We start from the raw sequence: 17,328 nt of genomic DNA on the forward strand, positions 1-17,328 counted from the left end.
CGTGTCATTCGAGCGGAAGGTCGAGCACGCCGCGCGTGCCCGGACGGGAGAGGAGTTCGCCGTACCAGCGTTCGAGGTTCGGCCAGCTGGGGCGCTGGTATTCGGCCGGCGGCAGGCCGAACCAGCGGTGCGCCTCGCAGCCGATGGGAATGTCGGCCATGGTGAAGCGATCGCCCGCCATGAAGGGCTGCCGCGCAAGATGCGCGTCGAGCATTGCAAACAGGGCTTCGCTCGCGCGCACCGATGCCGCGATGAGCGCGGGTTCGCGTTCGGCCGGCACTGTGCGCACCCATTGCACGAAGGCGTCGCGGCTTGCGCGGTTGAGCGTGGTCTGCTGCCAGTCCATCCAGCGCTCGGCGTCGAAACGCGCGGCCAGTTCGCTCGGGTAGAACTTGCCGTGCGAATGCTTGGCGCACAGATAGCGCACGATCACGTTCGATTCCCAGAGCGTGACGCGCTCGCTGCCTTCGCCGTCGTCGATGGTGGGCACCATCGCATTCGGATTGAGCGCCAGGTATTCGGGCGTTTGCACCACGCCGAAACGGCCGCCGGCTTCGGTGCGTTGAAAGTCGAGCCCGAGTTCTTGCGCGCACCAGACGACTTTGCGCACGTTGATCGAACTGATGCGGCCCCAGATATTGAGCATGGTGTTCAGCTTCCTTGGACAGGTGTGGCGGACAGGGCGGAAGGCATGGAAGGACGATCGAGCAGCAGCAGGCGAATCGCCAGGCCGACCATTACCAGTGCCAGCAGGCCGCGCTGGAACTTTTCGGCGCCGGGCCGGCGCTGCAGCCATCGGCCGACCTGGCCGCTGCATGCGCCAAGCAGCGTGTTGAATGCGAGCGCGGCTGCCGAGAGCATGACGCCGAGCTGCACCAGTTGCAAGGGCACGCTGCCGCGCGCCGGGTCGACGAACTGCGGCAGGAACACCATGAAGAACAGCAGCGCCTTCGGATTGACCAGGTTGTTCAAGAATGCCATGCGCACGATGCGTCCGAAGGCGGAAGGCCGCGCGCGCGTGCCGCCGGGCAATGCGCTGCTGCGGCGCAAGGACTGCACTGCGAGCCAAAGCAGGTACAGCGCGCCCGCGTAGCGCAGCACGTCGAAGGAAGGCGGCCATGCCGCTATCAGCGCGGTTACGCCCGTTGCGGCAAAGAGCGTGTGCACCAGGTCGGCCGACGAAATGCCGAGCGCCGCCGCAAATCCGCCGCGCGGCCCGTGCGCCACGCCGTGCGAGAGCACGAAGGCCATGTTCGGCCCGGGCGACAGGAACAGCGCGAGCACGGCCAGAAGGAAAAGCGCGAGCGTGGCGAGGCTGATCATGGTGTTGTGGCTTGCTGCTTTCTGTTTTTCAGGCGGCCATGGTTGCCGCAACTTGCGGAAGATAAGGCTCGATGTTGCGCATGGCCCGTGCCACGTAGTCTTCCTTCTCGCCGACCGGTGCGACATAGTGCAGGGCACTCTTCGCTGCCTCGACGCCTTCGCTGCGCGCGATGAGCCACGCCGCGAGATAGGGCGCCGACAGGCATCCGCCCGCAGTGGCCACGTTGCCGCTTGCGAAGAAAGGCTGGTTGAGCACTTCGACGCCGGCCTCCTGCACCCACGGCTTGGTCGTGAGGTCGGTGCAAGCGGGCACCGCACCCAGAAGGCCTAGCTTGGCGAGCAGCAAGGTGCCCGAGCATTGCGCGCCGATCAGCTGCCGCTTGGCGTCGAGCCGGCGCAGCACGCCCATGACGGCGGGATCGCCTGCGATCTCTCGCGTGCGAATGCCGCTGCCGAAGAGCACCGCCTCGGCCTCGGTGGCGGCTTCGAGCGTGGAGCTCGAATGCACGGTAACGCCGTTCATCGAAGTGACGGTCGCGCTGGGCGCGGAAAGCGTCACGCGCCAGCCCGGCTTCTTGACGCGGTTGAGCACGCCAAGTGCAACCAGCGAATCGAGTTCGTTGAAGCCGTCGAAGGTGAGTATGGCGATGTGCATCGTGAGTGCCTTCTTGCGTTGGCTCAGACCGGTTCGGGTGCGAGCTTGCGTTCGCCCAGCAGCGCGAGTTCTTCGCGCAGTGTCAGGGCCAACGCAGCGATGGCAACGTCGATCTCCTCGACGCTGGCCGTGACGAACGACAGGCGCAGCGTGCGCGGATCGCCCTGGCCTGCGTAGAACGGCGCACCCGGAACAAAGGCCACGTTGCGCTCCACGGCCTTGGGCAGCAGTGCCACCGTGTCGATGCCCTCGGGCATGCGCGCCCACAGGAACATGCCGCCCTTCGGCGCGTTGAACTTCACGTCGAGACCGGCCATCTCGCGCGTGAGCGCGGCGATCATCGCATCGCGTTGGCGCTTGTAGAGCGCGCGGATGGTAGGCACGTGGCTCTCGAGAAAGTTGTCTTTCATTACCGCCGAAACCATGCGCTGCGTGAAGATGGGCGTGTGCAGGTCGACCGCCTGCTTGGCCTGCAGCAGCTTGGGATAGACGGCCTTGGGCGCAACCAGGAAGCCCAGGCGCAGGCCGGGAGCCAGCACCTTGGAGAAAGAGCCCAGGTAGATGCAGCCTTCAGGGTTGCGTGCGGTCAGCGGCAGCGGCGGCGCTTCGTCGAACCACAGTTCGCCGTAGGGGTTGTCCTCGACGATGGGCAGGCCCGCAGCGGCGGCCGCGGCCGAGACCGCCGCGCGGCGCTCTTCGGTCATGGTGCGGCCCGTGGGGTTCTGGAAATTGGGAAGCAGGTAGATGAAGCGTGCATCCTTTGCCTTGGCCACCAGGTCTTCGACGATCACGCCGTCGTCGTCGCTTGCCACGCTCACGGGCCGCGGCTCCATCGGGCCGAAGGCCTGCAGCGCGCCAAGGTAGGTGGGCGTTTCGACCAGCACCTTGCTGCCCGGGTCGAGCAGCACTTTGGCGACGAGATCCAGCCCCTGCTGCGAGCCTGTGGTGATGAGCACCTGTGCGGGGTCCACGTTCCACGGCAGCATGTCGGCCACGGCCTGGCGCAGGGGTCCATAGCCTTCGCTTGCGGCGTATTGCAGGGCCGCCTGGCCGTCCTTGTGCAGCAGCTCGGCGCAGGCGTCGGCAAAGGCCTGGATGGGGAAGGTCTTGGGCGAGGGCAGTCCGCCGGCCAGGCTGATGATGCCGGGCCGCTCGGTGACCTTGAGGATTTCACGCAGCACCGACGGGTTCATCTTGGCGGCGCGGGCGGCGAGTTTCCAGTTCATGGGATCTTCTTTCAGTCGGGTGGGGTGAGAGGCGAATTTTCAGGATTGTTCCGCGCGTGCCGAGCGCGGCGAAACGGCAGGAGCGGCCTGCGATTGCGAAAGGCGCTTGCCAAGCACCACGGTGCAGACCACTGCGGCGGCAAAGCCGAGGGTAACCACATCGAGCGGTTCGCCCAGCAGCGGAATGGAAGCAAGTATCGAGAGAAAGGGCTGCAGCAGCTGCGTTTGGCTCACACGCAATGCACCGCCCATTGCAAGGCCGCGGTACCAGGCAAAGAAACCGATCCACATGGAGAACACGCCGACATAGACAAAACCCGCCCAGGCCGTGGTTGCAATGGGCTGTTGCGGCCAGAGGACCAGCGTGGCCGGCAACGTGATGGGCAGCGCCATCACGCACACCCAGCAGATCACGCGTTCAGCGCCGAGCGCCGGTGTGACCTGCGCCCCGTAGATGTAGCCAAACGAAGCCGCGATGACCGCACCGACCAGCAGCAGGTCGGCCCATTCGAAACCGAAACCGTGTCCGTTCTGGCTTGCACGCAGCACGGAGAACAGCACCACCAGCACGCTGCCTGCAACGGCGCAGAGCCAGAAGCCGAGCCGCGCACGCTGGTGCAGCACCAGGGCTGCGACCGCGGCGGTTACCAGCGGCAGCAGTGCGGTAACCACGGCTGCATGGCTGGCTGTAACCACGCGCAGGGCATAGCCGAGCAGCAGCGGATAGCCGATCACGTTGCCGAGCACCGCCATGCCCAATGGCTTCCACTGGTGCGGCGCGGGCCGTGGCGAACGGGTCGCGGCCAGGAAGATCGTCGAGAGAATGCCAGCCAGCGCGGCGCGACCGAGCGTGACGAACCATGGCGAAAGCTGCGGCGCGTCTTGCGTGCCGGTAGCGAGCCGTGTCATCGGCAGGGTGACTGCGAACAGCGCCACGCCGATCACGCCCAGCCACATGCCCAGGGTCTCGTCCTTGATCGCGAGTCGTTTGGTCATACGCTGAGCATCCACCAGGCCGTGAGCACCAGCACCAGCCCCATCGCGCGGTTGAACCACAGCAGGCGCTTGCCTTTGGCCAGCCATTCGCGCAGCAGCGCGCCGACCAGCGCGTAAGTGAAGTTGCTGATGAAGGCGTAGACCAGCATTACCGGCGCGACGATGGCGAACCGGCCCAGCTGGTCGGGCTGCCCCGCAATCCAGCCGGCAACCAGCGTGAGGGCGAGCAGCCAGGCCTTGATGTTGACGAACTGCAGCATCACGCCCTGTCCGAAGCCGATATCGAGGTTGGCGCCGTCCGCGCGGCCGAGCGTTCCGCTGCCGCTCAGCTTGTAGGCGAGCCACAGCAGGTAGCCCACGCCGAGCGCTTTGATGGCCAGGCGCAGCGGCGGCACTGCCACCACCAGTGCACCGATACCCGCCGCGCACAGCACCAGCAGCAGCGTCCAGCCCACGGGCACCGCCACGACAAAACGCATGGCGCGCGGCAGGCCGCCATTTGCGGCCAGGGCAGTGGAGAGCGTGGTGTTGGGCCCGGGCGAGAAGCTCATCGCCGTGGCCAGCACCAGCAGCGCGGTGAATTCTTGCCAGTTCATTGCATACACTCTAAACTTCGCGACCATTACAGTTCCAATACAGTTGATCGAACATATTCGAAATCTGTATTGGTCTGCCACTCGACACAGAAGCGCAACGCCGATGCTGACACGAACCTCCACCCAGTCGCTCACAGGGCAATTGGCCGACCGCCTGGCAGAGCGCATCCGCACGCGGCTGTTGCCGCCCGGCGCGCGCCTGCCCTCGGTGCGCGAATGCGCCCGCCAGCAGGGTGTGAGCCCGTACACGGTGGTAGCGGCTTATGACCAGTTGCTGGCGCAAGGCCTGGTCGAGGCGCGCCGGCAGCGGGGTTTCTACGTGCGCGATGCCGCGCCCCCGCCGGAGGGGCGTCCGGCCAATGCGGCGCCCATGGTCGCGCAGATGATGGCGTCGCGTGTACCGGCCGACGCGAGTTCGCTCATCCGCAGCATGTTCCACAGGCCGAGCGACAAGCCGCAGCCCGGCATGGGCGTGTTTCCGCCGGACTGGATGTCTTCGACCTTCATGCCGACGGCGGTGCGCCGCATGACCAATACAGCCGCGCTGCAGGAGTTGTCGCTCCAGTACGGTGAACCCTCCGGCGACGCCGCGTTGCGCCGCAGCCTGTCGAACAAGCTCGTGGGCATCAACGTGCCGGCCGCGCCCGACCAGATCGTGACGACAGTCGGCGCAACGCACGCGCTGGACATCGTGAGCCGCACGCTGCTGCGCGCGGGCGATCCGGTCATGGTGGAAGAGCCGGGCTGGGCGCTCGAATTCGCGCGGCTCGAGGCACTGGGCATGCGCATCCTGCCGGTGCCGCGCCGCGCCGACGGGCCCGACCTGGAAGTGATGGCGCAGTACTGCGCGCTGCACAGCCCCAAGCTGTTCGTGAGCGTGAGCGTGCTGCACAACCCGACGGGCTACAGCCTGACGCCGGGCAGTGCGCACCGTGTGCTCAAGCTGGCCAACGAACACGACTTTCACATTGTCGAAGACGACACCTACAGCCACCTTGCGCCCGAGCACGCCACGCGGCTGAGTGCGCTCGACGGCCTGCAGCGCACCATCTACGTGAGCGGCTTCGCGAAGATCCTGGCGCCCAACTGGCGCATCGGCTTTTTGGCCGCGTCGCCCGAACTGAAGGAGCGGTTGCTCGAAACCAAGCTGCTGGCGACCCTGACCACCCCCACGCTTTTTGAGCGGGCGCTGTCGTGGTGCATCGACCAGGGGCAATTGCGCCGGCATGCCGATCGCATACGCATCCGGCTCGACGGTGCACGCAGCCGCGCAGTCAAGCTGGCCATGGCGCACGGCTGCAGCTTTGCCTCGGAGCCTGCGGGCCTGTTCGGCTGGGTCGATACCGGTGTGGACACCGATGCACTCACGCAGCGCATGCTCGACCAGGGCTACCTGCTCGCGCCGGGCTCGCTCTTTCATGCGCGAAGGCCGCCGAGCACGATGATGCGCATCAACTTCGCAACTTCGCAGGACGCCGCTTTCTGGAAGGTGTTCAGCAAGGTCCGTGCGGAACTCTGAGCGCTCTTGACAGCTGAACGGGAAGGGGCGCAAGCCCAAAAGGCGATGCCTTGGAGTAAGCTGGCATCACAAGAAAACCCAACCCGGAGACTCCTGCATGAGCAACGCCAGCCAGCCTTTCGACTTCAGCCAGTTTGTCCCCGGATTCGACTTTCTGAAGAACCTCGCAGGCGGTGCCGCTGGAGCGGGGGCTGCCACGAGTGCGGTGCCGGGTTTGCCGAGCCTTGCGAGTTGGGTTGCGCCCACGCTCAGCGTGGAAGAGGTCGACAAGCGCATCCAGGAGCTCAAGACCGTGCAGTACTGGCTGGAGCAGAACGGCCATGCGCTCAAGGCCACCATCCAGGCGCTCGAGGTGCAGAAGATGACACTTTCGACCTTGCGCGGCATGAACGTGCGCATGGAAGATATCGCAAGCGCTTTCACCAAGCAGACGGCTGCGGCAGCACCTGCGGCCGCGCCAGTTGGTGCCGCGCAGGCCGAGCCCGAACCTGAAGCCGAGGCGGAAGAAGAGGCGCCGGCGCCTGCCAAAAAGGCGCGCAGCAAGCCCGGCTCGGCAACTGCCGCATCGGGTGGCGACAGCGGCGTGGTCGATCCCATGCAATGGTGGGGCTCCCTCACCGAGCAGTTTCAGCAGATCGCCACCTCGGCGCTGCACGACGCGGCGCAGCTCAAGGTGCCCGCACCAGCCGCTGCTCCCGCGGCTTCAAAGCCGGCGGCCAGGAAAGCGACAACAGCAACCGCCGCCAAAAAGAAGGCGCCGACGGCCGCGCGAAAGCGAACGACCGGCCGCCGCTGACGTCATACGTACACACACATCTTGAAGAGAACGGGTCGGCACGCATCATGAAGTTGTTTCCCTCCGGTCACGCCACCCACCCGCAATGGCGCATGGCGGCCGGCCTCGTGCTGGCCCAGTTGCGCGCCCAGATGGCGCTGCCCGACTACGCCTCGGCACCGACCCTCGGCCTGCTCTACATCACCGATCACTACGCTTCGGATGCGCAAGACATCCTCGACCACCTGAGCGCCGAGCTTCCGGAGGTTACCGACTGGTCGGGCACGGTGGGCATCGGCGTTGCGGCCAACAACGCCGAGTACTTCGACGAGCCTGGCCTGAGCCTGATGCTCTGCGCGTTGCCGAGCGATCAGTACCGCGTGTTCTCCGGCGTTGCGCCGCTGGGCAACTCGGAGATGAGTGGCTTCGAGGCTCATACCGCGCTGGTGCATGCGGACCCGGCTACTCCTGACCTGCCCGAGCTGATCGGCGAGATGGCGGGCCGCACCGACACGGGCTATCTGTTCGGTGGGCTCTCGTCGGGCCGTGCGGGCGCGCTGCAGTTTGCGGTGGGTGGCAATGGCAACATCCGCGGGCACGGCGCGGCGGGCGGTGTGTTCTCGGGTGGCTTGTCGGGCGTGGTGTTCGGCGAAGGCGTGCGGCTGGTGTCGCGCGTCACGCAAGGCTGCCAGCCCCTGCGCTCCGGCGCCGGACGCGAACGCGAGATCACCGAAGCCGACGGCAACCTGTTGCTCAAGCTCGACGGCGAACCCGCGCTCGACGTGCTGCTGGCCGACCTGCAGGTGTCGCTGGAGCGCCCGCAGGAAGCCATCGACGCGGTGCGCGCCACCCTGGTGGGCTTGGCCGATGCGGGCAGCGACGGAATTCGCCGCACCGGCGACCTCGGCGCGGACGTGCTGGTGCGCCACATCATCGGACTGGACCCGACCCGCCGCGGCATCGCCATTGCCGACGTGGCAGAGGCCGGCATGCGCCTGACCTTCTGCCGCCGCAATGCACAGGCCGCGCGTGCCGATCTGATGCGCATCTGCGCGGAAATTCGCGAAGAGCTTGAGCCCGAAGAGCAGACGCTGGCCACCGCGCGTGCCGTGGCGGCCGGCGAGGCCGAAGCAGCGCCGCACCCGGCGCGCCGCATTGCCGGCGCCGTGTACGTGAGTTGCTCGGGGCGCGGCGGGGCGCACTTCGGCGCACCGGGCGCCGAACTGCAGATCGTGCGGCATGCGCTGGGCGACGTGCCGCTGGTGGGGTTCTTTGCGGCGGGTGAAATTGCGCGGCATCACCTGTATGGGTATACGGGTGTTTTGACGGTGTTTACCGGCAACGACTGATCCCGTCGCGCCGGCGGACCAATCAGGCCGGCTGCAGCATGCGCGGGGCTGTCGCAGGCATGCCGGCAAACGCAAAATCGACCTCGGGCGCCAGCCCGCTCACGATCCGCGCCACCGACTTTCCCGACCCGCACGCATGCGTCCAGCCAAGCGTGCCGTGTCCGGTGTTCAGGTACAGGTTCGGCAGCTTCGTCTTTCCGATCAATGGCACGTTGCTCGGCGTCGCGGGGCGAAGGCCGGTCCAGAATTGCGCCTGCGTGGTGTCGCCTGCCCCGGGAAAGAGTTGCTCAACGCGCCGGACGATCGCTTCGCATCGCACGCGGTTCAAGTCGCGATCGTAACCATTGAGCTCGGCTGTGCCGGCAATGCGCAGGCGGTCACCCGACTCCGACGTATAGCGCGAGAACACGAGCTTGAACTCGTCGTCGGTCAGCGAAACCTGGTGCGCCTTGGTGGCGTCTTTGACAGGCAGCGTGACCGAATAGCCTTTGGCCGGATAGATCGGCAGGCGAATGCCCAGCGGTGCGGCATACAGGGGGCTCAACGAACCCATTGCAAGCACGAAGGCATCGCCGCGAATGCGTTGGAAGCGGCCTTCGCTGTCGGTGGCCTCCACGTGGTCGATGCTGCCGCCAGTTTCGCGCAACGCAGTCACCGTGTGGCTCATGAGGAACTTCACGCCGGCTGCTGTCGCAAGGCGTGCCATTTCGCGTGCGAAGAGATTGGCGTCGCCGGATTCGTCTTCTGCCGTGTAAGTGGCGCCGGCCAGTTGTGGACGGATGTGGGCAAGGGCGGGTTCGATCTTCACCGCCTCGTCCGCGGAGATGATTTGCCGTTCGCAGCCGAGCGCGCGCATCTGCTCGGCAGGTTCCAGGGCGCTGTCGAATTCCTTCTGCGTCGTATAGAAGTGCAGGATGCCTTGCGTGCGCTGGTCGTACGCGATGCCGGTGTCGCGACGCAGTTGCTGCAGCACTTCGCGGCTGTAGGTGCCCAGGCGCACGATCTGCTCGATGTTGTGCTTCGTGCGGCCAGGGGTGCATTCGCGCAGGAACTGCAAGCCCCAGAGCCATTGGCGCATGTCCGCGCGAATGCGAAAGAGCAGCGGGGCGTCTTCCTTGCCCAGCCACTGCAGCACCTTGAGCGGTGCGCTCGGATTGGCCCAGGGTTCGGCATGGCTGACGGAGATCTGCCCGCCGTTGGCAAAACTGGTTTCGGCGGCGGGGGTGGCCTGCCGGTCGACGACGGTCACTTCGTGGCCGAGTTGCTGGAGGTAGTAAGCCGAGGTAACACCGAGCAAGCCGGCGCCAAGAACGATCACGCGCATTTCAAATACCTTTGAGGTTGAAGCGCTTGAACTGCGGGCGAGGTTTGCTATTGAATAAATAGCAAGCAACCGGACGACCGCCGTCCAAGTTGCCGCTCCCCCTGTCCTCGGTACCTGAGAGATTCACCCGCTGCGCCCGCAACGGGTTTGCTCCTTCGGTGCATCACGCGAAGTGATGGCTCTCCAGACGGCGTGTCAGTTGGTGCAGTACGGGCCCCTTGCCGAAATTTCGAGAACTTCGTCGGGCCGACCTGAGCGTTTATGGGAGTTTGCGCCTTCGGTAGGGCAACCGGGGTTGCCCGCTCTCCTGCAGTGGGGCGATTGTAGGCGGGGCTCGTGGGGATGCCAACCGTTGTCGTGGCACTGTGCGCCAATGGGATAATCTTCAGTCCATTCGCCAGAGGGCGATCGTTCGACAACAACAGGGGACTCCATGATCCTGGTAACCGGCGGCGCAGGCTTCATTGGCGCCAATTTCGTACTCGACTGGATCGCGCAGAGCGATGAGCCCGTCGTCAACCTCGACAAGCTGACCTACGCGGGCAACCTCGAGACGCTCGCGTCGCTCAAGGGCAACCCGAAGCACATCTTCGTTCAGGGCGACATCGGCGACAGCGCCTTGGTCGATCGCCTCCTGGCCGAGCACAAGCCGCGTGCCGTCGTGAACTTTGCCGCGGAATCGCACGTTGATCGCTCCATTCACGGCCCCGAGGACTTCGTGCAGACCAATGTGCTCGGCACCTTTCGCCTGCTCGAATCGGTGCGCGGCCACTGGAGCGCGCTGCCGGCCGAGCAAAAGTCCGCCTTTCGTTTCCTTCACGTGTCGACCGACGAGGTCTACGGGTCGCTATCCAAGACCGACCCTGCGTTTACCGAAGAGAACAAGTACGAGCCCAACAGCCCGTACTCGGCCAGCAAGGCCGCAAGCGACCATCTCGTACGCGCCTGGCACCACACTTATGGTCTGCCGGTGGTCACCACCAACTGCTCCAACAACTACGGGCCGTTCCACTTTCCCGAAAAGCTCATCCCGCTGATGATCGTCAACGCGCTGGCCGGCAAGCCCCTGCCCGTTTACGGCGATGGCATGCAGGTGCGCGACTGGCTCTACGTGAAGGACCATTGCAGCGCCATTCGCCGTGTGCTCGAGGCAGGCAAGCTCGGCGAGACGTACAACGTCGGCGGGTGGAACGAGAAGCCCAACATCGAGATCGTGAACACCGTGTGCGCTCTGCTCGACGAACTGCGCCCGCGCGCCGACGGCAAGCCGTACAAGGAACAGATCAGCTACGTTACCGACCGACCCGGCCACGACAGGCGCTACGCCATCGATGCGCGCAAGCTCGAGCGCGAGTTGGGCTGGAAGCCGGCTGAAACCTTCGACACCGGCATCCGCAAGACCGTCGAGTGGTATCTGGCGAATGGCGATTGGGTGCGCAACGTGCAAAGCGGCGCGTACCGCGAGTGGGTCGAGAAGCAATACGACACGACGAAGGCGATCGCATGAAGTTGCTGCTGCTGGGCAAGGGCGGACAGGTCGGCTGGGAACTGCAGCGCAGCCTTGCGCCATTGGGCGAACTGGTGGCGCTCGATTTTGACAGCACTGAGTTCAATGCCGACTTCAGCCGTCCCGAGCAGCTTGCCGAGACCGTGCTGAAGGTGCGTCCTGACGTGATCGTCAATGCCGCAGCTCACACCGCTGTCGACAAGGCCGAGAGCGAGCCCGACTTTGCGCGCAAGCTCAACGCCACCTCGCCCGGCGTGGTGGCCGAAGCCGCCGGGCAGATTGGCGCACTCATGGTGCATTACTCGACTGACTACGTGTTTGATGGCAGCGGCAGCAAGCCCTGGCAGGAAGACGATGCCACCGGCCCTCTCAGCGTGTATGGCCAGACCAAGCTCGAAGGCGAGCAACTGGTGGCCAAGCACTGCGCCAAGCACCTGATCTTTCGCACAAGCTGGGTGTTCGCTGCGCGCGGGGGCAACTTCGCCAAGACGATGCTGCGCCTGGCCAAAGAGCGGGACCGCCTGACCGTCATCGACGACCAGTTCGGAGCCCCGACGGGCGCCGAGTTGCTCGCGGACATAACCGCACATGCAATTCGCGCCACCTTGCAAGACCCTGCCAAGGCGGGCCTGTATCACGCGGTGGCTGGTGGCGAAACCAGTTGGCACGGGTATGCGCGCTTCGTGATCGAACAGGCCAGGGCGGCCGGCGTTGAGCTCAAGGCCGGACCCGAGGCCGTCGACCCCGTGCCCACCAGCGCCTTCCCAACTCCCGCGAAACGCCCCGCCAACTCGCGATTGGACACGCGCAAGCTGCAGTCCACCTTTGGGTTGGTGCTGCCGCACTGGCAGCAGGGGGTTGCCAGAATGCTGCGCGAGACCCTTTGATAGATACAGCGCAAGAGAAGCACACAAGCAAGCAGCAAAAAGCGGAGAACACAACACAATGACCATGAAGACCACGCAACGCAAGGGCATCATCCTGGCTGGCGGCTCCGGTACCCGGCTGCATCCCGCCACGCTCGCGCTCAGCAAGCAGCTGCTGCCGGTGTACGACAAGCCGATGATCTACTACCCGCTCAGCACGCTGATGCTCGGCGGCATGCGCGACATCCTTATCATCAGCACGCCGCAGGACACCCCGCGCTTCCAGCAACTGCTGGGCGATGGCAGCCAGTGGGGCATCAACCTGCAGTACGCTGTGCAGCCCAGCCCCGATGGCCTCGCGCAGGCTTTCATCATCGGCGAAAAGTTCGTAGGTAATTCGTCCAGCGCGCTGGTGCTTGGCGACAACATCTTCTACGGCCATGACTTCGCGCAACTGCTGGCCGATGCCGACTCCAAGCCTTCCGGCGCCACTGTATTCGCCTACCACGTCCACGACCCCGAGCGCTATGGCGTGGTGGCTTTCGATGCGAAGGGCAAGGCCAGCAGCATCGAGGAAAAGCCGCTGAAGCCGAAGAGTAGCTATGCGGTTACGGGCCTGTACTTCTACGACAACCAAGTGGTCGAGATTGCCAAGGCCGTAAAGCCGAGTGCGCGCGGCGAACTGGAGATTACGGCGGTCAATCAGGCCTATCTCGACCGTGATCAGTTGAATGTGCAGATCATGCAGCGTGGCTATGCCTGGCTGGATACCGGCACGCATGAGAGCCTGCTGGAGGCTGCGCAATTCATTCAGACCCTGGAGCATCGGCAAGGGCTCAAGATTGCGTGTCCTGAAGAGATTGCGTGGCGCAATGGATTCATCGATCGCGAGCAACTGGCAAGGCTCGCTTTGCCGCTTCAAAAGAACGGCTACGGCAAGTATCTGAATCATCTACTGGCTGACGAGGTCCGCTCGTGAAGGCAACACCCGCCGCAATTCCTGAAGTGCTGATCATCGAGCCGAGGGTCTTCGGCGATGCGCGCGGTTTCTTCTACGAGAGCTTCAACAGCAAGGCGTTTGACGACGCTGTTGGTCGCCACGTCGAGTTTGTTCAGGATAACCATTCGCGTTCAGCCAAGGGCGTGCTGCGAGGCTTGCACTATCAGATTCAGCAGCCGCAAGGCAAGCTGGTGCGGGTGGTGCAGGGCGCTGTGTTCGACGTGGCCGTGGACATCCGCAAGTCTTCGCCGAGCTTCGGGCAATGGGTGGGTGTTGAATTGACTGCGGACAATCACAAGCAGCTGTGGATACCCGCGGGGTTCGCACATGCCTTTCTTGTGCTCAGTGCGACGGCGGATTTCCTCTATAAAACCACGGACTACTATGCGCCGGCGCACGAGCGCTGCATAGCGTGGAACGACCCGGCAATCGGCATTGCGTGGCCAGACATCGAGATGGCGCCTCTCCTGTCTGCAAAAGACCAAGCTGGCGTTTCGCTGAATCAAGCCGAAACATTCGACTGAAAAGCAGCAAAAAATTGGTTGCGATGCAGTCGATCCTGCAACTATGTCACGCCTTGCATAAATACTGGATTTGCAAAAGCGCCGACGGTGCACTTAATCTCCCGACACTCCTTGGAAGATAAGTTGACGCGAGCAGGTATTCAATGCACTTTTCATCAAGTTGGCCGTATTTCCTGTGACGGGCCGATGCGGGTGTCACCAGGCCGAATGGCACAATCTTCATCATTCGCTATCAAGAGGGAAGCATATGTATAGTCACACGACGCCCGCGAGCAGACCGTTTGAACAAAATTCTTGAATTAAGGGCGCCATGAAAAGCGGTGAGAAGTTCCGTATTGCACATTTGAGTCCAGCGTATTTTTCTCCAGACTCGTATGTGGGCGGCGGAGAGAGATATGTTGACTATCTCGCGCAATCGTTGCAAACGGTCCCGGGTTTCGATCAGGCCATATTCTCGATCGGACCAGATGATCAGTTATTTTTGAGAAACGGTATTCTGGTCCGTGTCCTGAAAAATGAGTCGTCACATCCGGGAATGACGAACGCGTTGTCGACGCGACTATGGCGCGAGCTTGAGGGATTCGATCTCGTTCACATACACCAGTGCTTGACGTTATTTGGCGCATTCAGCACGTCGATAGTTCGCTCGCTAAAAATCCCAGCTATTGGTACTGATCTCGGCGGTGGCGAAGATCCGCAAATGTTGCGTGGCCGAGGGATCGAGCTTTTGGATGGTCTGATATCTATTTCGAAATATGCCCGCAATCTTGTGGGGTCACATTTCAAAGGGCCCCACGACGTTCTTATCGGGCCTGTGGATACTGATCGATTCATACCGGCTCCGGGGGAGCCGTCTGGCAATGCAGGTCGAATGTTGTGCGTCAGCCGCATATTGCCGCACAAGGGGATCGACCGCGTGATTGCAGCGCTGCCTCCCTCTCTGAGCTTGACGATCGTCGGCCGCCCTTATCACCAGCCGTATTACGAATTGCTTGTAAAAATGGCAGAGGGGAAAAACGTCAATTTCGTTCTAGAAGCGGACGACGACGCACTTCTTGATATCTACAACAACAGTGCAGTGTTCGTGCAAGCATCCACGGCGCATGACATTTATGGAAACAACGTTGCGAAGCCCGAATTGATGGGCTTGACTACGCTGGAGGCTATGTCATGCGGGCTACCCGTTATCGTGTCGGATGCCGGGTCGCTGCCGGAACTGGTGACCGATGCTCGATTCGGTCAAGTATTTTCTTCGCACAACGATTTGGTGGCGATCTTCGAAAAAGTGGCCGCCGGAACCTGGCCGCCACGTGATGCTGGAGAACTCGCGCGCGCACACGTCATTTCTACTCACGGCCTCAAGGCAATTGGAGCTCGTTTGGCTGAGTTTTACAGGCACACGATAGCGAGCCGGAAAAACTGAGGGTATAGCATTGCGAATTCTCTTTCTTACCAATCTTTATCCGCCGCTCATAATAGGCGGCTATGAAATTGCATGCGCACAAACTGCAGAAGCGATGCGCAGCCGCGGGCACGAAGTCCAGGTTCTCACTACCTGGAGCCACGTCCCTCAGACAACGAAGACGCCAGATTGGATTCAGAGGCGCCTGGATCTGCACTGGTATGTTCCACATACTCCAAACCAGACGCTGGAAGTTCGCGATCTCCACAGCGCGGTATGCTCGTCCTACTCCAACACACTTCACCTCCTGGATGCGTTGAAAAATTTCCGCCCGGATGTTGTATCTGCGTGGAATCTGACAGGAATCGGTGGATTGGCCATGATGGATTTGTTAAATCATGTGGGTGTGCCTTGGACGCTATATCTGGGAGATCGGGTGCCGGTTGATATTGCCGCCAACGTGCCGGCTGATGTCAGAGGAATATTTAATGCTCGCGGAGGCGAGGTCTACGAGCAAGCCCGTATTTTCTCGGTGAGTCAAAATCTACTTGATGAGATCGAAACGGAATCAAACATATCGTTTCCTCAGGGCGCCGACATCGTGGCCGGGTGGGCCGATCTTTCTCAATCATTGCCACACCAGCCATACTTGCAGAACGGAAAGGCGCGGTTCGTGGCGGCAAGTTCCTTGGGGCCGCACAAAGGCACTGAGTTAATTGTCGAGGCCAGTGCACAGTTACAGGCGAGCGGAGTTGATTTCTCTGTCGACATTTTTGGCGAAGGCGATTTGCCGCGCTATGTAGATATGGCAAAACGGCTGCGTGTGGGAGAACGTGTCCGGTTTCTTGGGTCGCTGCCCTATATGGATCTCCTGAAGGCGTATTCGGGGTACGACGCGTTTCTTTGTCCAACTTGGGAGCGGGACCCATTCCCCTTCGCGCCTCTAGGGGCTGCGGGTTGTTATACCCCGCCGATATTGACCAGGAATTGCGGAACCAGCGAGCGACTTGTCGACGGCGTTCACTGCTTAAAGATCGAACGGACAGCAGAAGATCTTGCAAGAGCAATGGCCGAGGTTGCAACTGGGCAGGTGGACTTGGGAAAGATGGGCCGTGCCGGTCGACGTTTGGTCGAGGGAGATCTCTCTTTCGAGCGTCATCTGGACAAGATGGAACGCGCGTTCGAGGAGTCGGCGCGCCCTTGGGAGATGCCTCACGATCCGAAGCTTCCACTGCTTCTATTCCTGAAGCACAACTTGTCCGTGAGGTTGCGTTTTGGGTGAAATTAAGCAACGCACGCAGGCACAGCGCCACCTGATTCTGGGTGGAGACGGTTTCATCGGCCGTCATGTGGCGTTATTGTTGGCCCGCAAAGGCTTCAGCGTGACGATTGCCACGCGGCTGCCCCCAAGTTTTGCTTTCCCTGAGGCCGAAGCTGGTCGCATCTCAAGAAAATCCTTCGAATTGGCGTCTGCCGATTGGGACGAGCTTGTAAAAGATGTCGATGTGGTTCATCACTACGCCTGGAGTTCCATACCTGCCAGCGCAAACGCCAATCCTGCCGGCGATTTGCTTTTGAACGTCTCCGCCACCATTGGATTGCTAGATGCATTAAGGCGAAAAGGCCAAGGACGCGTTGTATTTACGTCGTCGGGCGGAACTGTGTACGGAAAGGTAAACAGAACCCCCATCGATGAGGATGTCGTCCTTAGACCGATTACTGCCTACGGGGCAGGAAAAGTGTCCGCGGAAATATATTTGAGTTTATTCCGTTCCATGCACGGCATTGACTGCAGGATCGCTCGAATCTCTAACCCCTACGGTGCCGGTCAAAATGTTGCGCGAGGTCTTGGAGTAATCACAACATTCTTGCAACGCTCGTTGACCGGCGAGGACATAGTCATTTGGGGCGATGGAAACGTAACGCGCGACTTCATTCACATTGCTGACTTGGCTGCTTGCTTGGCCAATCTGGCCGTGGCGCCACCTTCGGATCAGTTCATTTTCAATGTCGGCACTGGCCTTGGGGCAAGTTTGAATCAGGCCATCGCGGAAATAGAGAAAGTTTTAGGCCGACAACTTACCGTCAGACGCTCTCCATCCCGGCTCATTGACGTGCCGGTGAATGTTCTCGCTATTGATCGGGTATGTAGAGCGCTGAGCTGGGAGCCGCAGGTTTCGTTGTCGGCGGGAATTGAGAACACCATTGGAGACTTGAAGACTGGTTGCTCATTTTCCAGTCTGGTCTGATGTGAAAATTTATTTAA

General features: G+C 62.4%; 17 protein-coding genes and 2 riboswitches. Of the genes, 10 read left to right on the forward strand and 7 right to left on the reverse strand.

Going from position 1 to position 17,328, the window contains the following annotated elements; genetic code table 11:
• Positions 1–4 precede the first annotated feature (4 nt).
• From J2X67_RS13545 to J2X67_RS13570, 6 genes are read right to left on the reverse strand one after another with little or no spacing between them, the layout of a single operon-like run.
• Entirely contained in the window at positions 5–646 is a 642-nt protein-coding gene (locus tag J2X67_RS13545) for a glutathione S-transferase family protein (RefSeq protein WP_281147742.1), read from the reverse strand.
• A 5-nt stretch (positions 647–651) separates the two neighbouring features.
• Complete coding sequence (locus J2X67_RS13550) at positions 652–1,323, reverse strand: LysE family translocator (RefSeq protein WP_309953743.1); 672 nt, start codon at positions 1,321–1,323, stop codon at positions 652–654.
• A 28-nt stretch (positions 1,324–1,351) separates the two neighbouring features.
• Positions 1,352–1,978, reverse strand: a complete 627-nt coding sequence (locus tag J2X67_RS13555) for a DJ-1/PfpI family protein (RefSeq protein ID WP_309953744.1) — start codon at positions 1,976–1,978, stop codon at positions 1,352–1,354.
• A 23-nt stretch (positions 1,979–2,001) separates the two neighbouring features.
• Positions 2,002–3,204, reverse strand: a complete 1,203-nt coding sequence (locus J2X67_RS13560; RefSeq protein WP_309953747.1) for a PLP-dependent aminotransferase family protein — start codon at positions 3,202–3,204, stop codon at positions 2,002–2,004.
• Between the two features lie 39 nt (positions 3,205–3,243).
• Positions 3,244–4,200, reverse strand: a complete 957-nt coding sequence (locus tag J2X67_RS13565) for a DMT family transporter (RefSeq protein WP_309953748.1) — start codon at positions 4,198–4,200, stop codon at positions 3,244–3,246.
• On the reverse strand, positions 4,197–4,796 hold the full coding sequence (locus J2X67_RS13570; protein WP_309953750.1) for a LysE family translocator: 600 nt from the start codon (positions 4,794–4,796) through the stop codon (positions 4,197–4,199). The genes J2X67_RS13565 and J2X67_RS13570 overlap by 4 nt, the downstream gene beginning before the upstream one ends.
• A gap of 103 nt (positions 4,797–4,899) precedes the next feature.
• Here J2X67_RS13570 and J2X67_RS13575 point away from each other — a divergent pair, with 103 nt between their 5' ends.
• The 3 genes from J2X67_RS13575 to J2X67_RS13585 all read left to right on the forward strand — a co-directional run bounded on the left by J2X67_RS13575 (position 4,900) and on the right by J2X67_RS13585 (position 8,439).
• Positions 4,900–6,315, forward strand: coding sequence for a PLP-dependent aminotransferase family protein (locus tag J2X67_RS13575; protein WP_309953752.1), 1,416 nt, complete (start codon positions 4,900–4,902; stop codon positions 6,313–6,315).
• Between the two features lie 97 nt (positions 6,316–6,412).
• Positions 6,413–7,111 (forward strand): PhaM family polyhydroxyalkanoate granule multifunctional regulatory protein, encoded by a 699-nt coding sequence (locus tag J2X67_RS13580; protein ID WP_309953753.1) that lies wholly within the window; start codon positions 6,413–6,415, stop codon positions 7,109–7,111.
• 47 nt (positions 7,112–7,158) lie between these two features.
• Complete coding sequence (locus tag J2X67_RS13585) at positions 7,159–8,439, forward strand: FIST N-terminal domain-containing protein (RefSeq protein ID WP_309953754.1); 1,281 nt, start codon at positions 7,159–7,161, stop codon at positions 8,437–8,439.
• Between the two features lie 22 nt (positions 8,440–8,461).
• Here J2X67_RS13585 and J2X67_RS13590 read toward each other — a convergent pair whose 3' ends face one another.
• On the reverse strand, positions 8,462–9,763 hold the full coding sequence (locus J2X67_RS13590; RefSeq protein WP_309953755.1) for a D-amino acid dehydrogenase: 1,302 nt from the start codon (positions 9,761–9,763) through the stop codon (positions 8,462–8,464).
• A 91-nt stretch (positions 9,764–9,854) separates the two neighbouring features.
• Positions 9,855–9,960: riboswitch (glycine riboswitch) on the reverse strand.
• 32 nt (positions 9,961–9,992) lie between these two features.
• A riboswitch (glycine riboswitch) is annotated at positions 9,993–10,083 on the reverse strand.
• 113 nt (positions 10,084–10,196) lie between these two features.
• Between J2X67_RS13590 and rfbB the strand changes: the two genes are divergently transcribed.
• The 7 genes from rfbB to J2X67_RS13625 all read left to right on the forward strand — a co-directional run bounded on the left by rfbB (position 10,197) and on the right by J2X67_RS13625 (position 17,311).
• On the forward strand, positions 10,197–11,270 hold the full coding sequence (rfbB, locus tag J2X67_RS13595) for a dTDP-glucose 4,6-dehydratase (protein ID WP_309953756.1): 1,074 nt from the start codon (positions 10,197–10,199) through the stop codon (positions 11,268–11,270).
• A complete protein-coding gene (gene rfbD, locus J2X67_RS13600; protein WP_309953758.1) occupies positions 11,267–12,157 on the forward strand; it encodes a dTDP-4-dehydrorhamnose reductase in 891 nt (296 codons plus the stop codon). Before rfbB ends, rfbD begins: the two co-directional genes overlap by 4 nt.
• 58 nt (positions 12,158–12,215) lie before the next feature.
• On the forward strand, positions 12,216–13,115 hold the full coding sequence (gene rfbA / locus J2X67_RS13605; protein ID WP_309953760.1) for a glucose-1-phosphate thymidylyltransferase RfbA: 900 nt from the start codon (positions 12,216–12,218) through the stop codon (positions 13,113–13,115).
• Positions 13,112–13,660, forward strand: coding sequence for a dTDP-4-dehydrorhamnose 3,5-epimerase (gene rfbC / locus J2X67_RS13610; protein ID WP_309953762.1), 549 nt, complete (start codon positions 13,112–13,114; stop codon positions 13,658–13,660). The genes rfbA and rfbC overlap by 4 nt, the downstream gene beginning before the upstream one ends.
• A gap of 310 nt (positions 13,661–13,970) precedes the next feature.
• The gene (locus J2X67_RS13615) at positions 13,971–15,083 is read left to right on the forward strand and encodes a glycosyltransferase family 4 protein (RefSeq protein WP_309953764.1); all 1,113 of its coding nucleotides are present in this window, start codon (positions 13,971–13,973) and stop codon (positions 15,081–15,083) included.
• A gap of 10 nt (positions 15,084–15,093) precedes the next feature.
• The gene (locus tag J2X67_RS13620) at positions 15,094–16,344 is read left to right on the forward strand and encodes a glycosyltransferase family 4 protein (protein ID WP_309953766.1); all 1,251 of its coding nucleotides are present in this window, start codon (positions 15,094–15,096) and stop codon (positions 16,342–16,344) included.
• On the forward strand, positions 16,337–17,311 hold the full coding sequence (locus J2X67_RS13625; protein ID WP_309953767.1) for an NAD-dependent epimerase/dehydratase family protein: 975 nt from the start codon (positions 16,337–16,339) through the stop codon (positions 17,309–17,311). Before J2X67_RS13620 ends, J2X67_RS13625 begins: the two co-directional genes overlap by 8 nt.
• The last annotated feature ends 17 nt before the right edge of the window (positions 17,312–17,328 follow it).

Source organism: Variovorax sp. 3319 (assembly GCF_031456585.1).
GTDB classification, from domain to species: Bacteria; Pseudomonadota; Gammaproteobacteria; order Burkholderiales; family Burkholderiaceae_C; genus Variovorax; species Variovorax paradoxus_P.